Source organism: Salinivibrio sp. PR6 (assembly GCF_001995955.1).
Classification (GTDB): Bacteria; Pseudomonadota; Gammaproteobacteria; order Enterobacterales; family Vibrionaceae; genus Salinivibrio; species Salinivibrio siamensis.
Map to the genome: position 1 here is coordinate 1 of NZ_MUFA01000046.1, position 2,402 is coordinate 2,402.

Sequence of the window (2,402 nt, forward strand, 5' to 3'; positions counted from 1 at the left end):
ATTACTTATCACGCGTCACACAACATAGGGTCAATGCTCCAGACATATGCTCTGCAATACCTTGTCAAAGCGCGATATAATAAAGATGTTGAAATTGTTAACTTTTCGAGTGAAGGTCAAAGAAATATGTACTCGATGTTTCCCAAGCCTAAAAACCATAAAGGGTTGGTGAAGCTAGCCATTAATCTATTTTCCTATCCTATATTAAAATCACGTTTTAATGATTTTGAGTGTTTCATTAATAATGAGTTTCAACTTTCAAAGAATAGTTATAAAGCAGAAAGTGAACTAGCGAAATTACATGATGCTTATGATTACATTGTTGCTGGAAGTGATCAGATTTGGAATGTGAACTGCGACGACTTTAGTGATGCTTATTTTGTTCCTTTTAAAACAAGAGCAAAAAAAATTGCATATGCTCCAAGCCTTGGAGGWAGAAATATATTAAATAGTAACGTTGACCTAAAAAAATACAAAGACTATATTGGTGATTTTGATTGCCTTTCTGTTAGAGAAAGAAACGGTAAGAAATGGATGGAAGAGTTAAGCGGACAACGCTTCGAAGTCGTCGCTGATCCAACTATCTTGGTAGAAAGAGACGTTTGGGAAACTCTTGTCCCAAAAGATGAATACCCAGAAAAATATATTTTCTTTTACGGCGTTCCATTTAGTTCAGAAACTTATGATTTTATGTCAAAAATATCCAAGAAGCTGGACTTGCCAGTGGTGATGCTAGATGCGAAATCCTACATATATCGAGGGAATTTTATTCGTGGATTTAAATTGTGGAAATCATCTTCTCCTGTTGACTATTTAGGGCTAATTAAAAATGCTAGCCTAGTAATAACTACTTCGTTTCATGGTTCAATTTTCTCTACCATCTTTAAAAAGAATTTTTGGGCAGTAACATTTAAAGAAACGAATGTCGATGATGACAGAATAAAAGTCCTTTTCGAGCAGTTAGGATTGGAAAGCAGACTTATATATATAGAAGAATATGAGAATTATGATTTAATGAGAAAGGTTGATTATTCATCTTACGAAAAAAAAATCAGCGAATTTCGCGCTCATAGTTTTTCTTTTTTAGATAAGGCTTTTGATAAGAAATAGGGATGGCACTGTTGACCAAGTCAGTCACATAACGCACTGCTCCCAGCAGGGCANGGATTGGAAAGCAGACTTATATATATAGAAGAATATGAGAATTATGATTTAATGAGAAAGGTTGATTATTCATCTTACGAAAAAAAAATCAGCGAATTTCGCGCTCATAGTTTTTCTTTTTTAGATAAGGCTTTTGATAAGAAATAGGGATGGCACTGTTGACCAAGTCAGTCACATAACGCACTGCTCTCAGCAGGGCAGCTGCATGAAAGAACGCAGATCACACTTCTTACTTGTATACGTTCAAAATAAGCCTTAAATCGATTCGTTTTAATTGATTAAAGGACTTAAAGTGTGACATTGATCGCTTCATGCGGTTACCCTGCTCGCACTGGTTAATTTAATCAATGCACTGGCAACTCAATGTTGGATTAAAAGAAGGTACGTGCCGAATAAGAGTAAATGACCGAGCGGAAGTTTTTGCACGAATAAGGCAAATGGTTTTAAATATATTAAAGAAGAAAGAGACGAGTTTTAAAGCCGGTATTCAACGAAAGCGAATTATGTGCGCAATGGACCAAGAGTACCTGGTGACCGTGCTGGGAAATCTTTTTAAGATTTTTCGTTGATTTAGGGAGTGTCAAGTGGTTTTTAGCGTAATTATACCCAATTTTAACAACAAGCACTATATTTTGGGTTGCTTGGATTCTGTGTACTACCAAGAATTTGATGATTTCGAAATTATACTGGTAGACGATGGTTCTACAGATGAGTCAATGGAGATCATAGAACGGCATACTATTGGTTGGAGGAACTTTAAGATAGTTAATAAAGAAAATGGCGGAGTTTCTAGTGCGAGGAATAATGGTATGGATCTCGCAATAGGTGAGTATCTAGTATTTGTAGATGGTGATGATTGGCTAGAGCCTGGCTACCTTAGGTTTGCTTATGAAAAACTAAAACAAGGCTATGATAGTATAGTATTCAATTATCACCGAGCCTATGAGATTGATAGTTATTTAGCTTATGAAAACCTTACAGAAAAAGAATTTACTTCAAGCGAGATAATACCTCTTTTTTTTAAACAAGTTATCTCCAATGCACCTTGGAATAAAATTTTCCCGAGGTCTAGCTATGAAAATCCCGCTCTTAGGTTCCCACAGGGGGTTACAGTCGGAGAAGATGCAGTGATGACATTTGAGCTATTAATGAACTCTTCAAATTTACTTCTTACTAATCGTGCATTTTATAATTACCGTGAAACACCAAACAGTGCAACTAATTCAAAAGTTAGTGAT

2 protein-coding genes and 1 pseudogene are annotated in these 2,402 nt (G+C 35.6%); all 3 read left to right on the forward strand.

Going from position 1 to position 2,402, the window contains the following annotated elements; translation table 11 throughout:
* Positions 1 to 1,110 (forward strand): polysaccharide pyruvyl transferase family protein (locus BZG72_RS15985; protein ID WP_077667282.1); only part of this gene is annotated, 1,110 nt, incomplete at its 5' end.
* Between the two features lie 380 nt (positions 1,111 to 1,490).
* Positions 1,491 to 1,733: pseudogene (locus BZG72_RS16495) on the forward strand (transposase); the annotation flags it as partial.
* Between the two features lie 15 nt (positions 1,734 to 1,748).
* Positions 1,749 to 2,402, forward strand: a 654-nt coding sequence (locus BZG72_RS15990) for a glycosyltransferase family 2 protein (RefSeq protein WP_131828049.1), incomplete at its 3' end; no start/stop codon positions are given.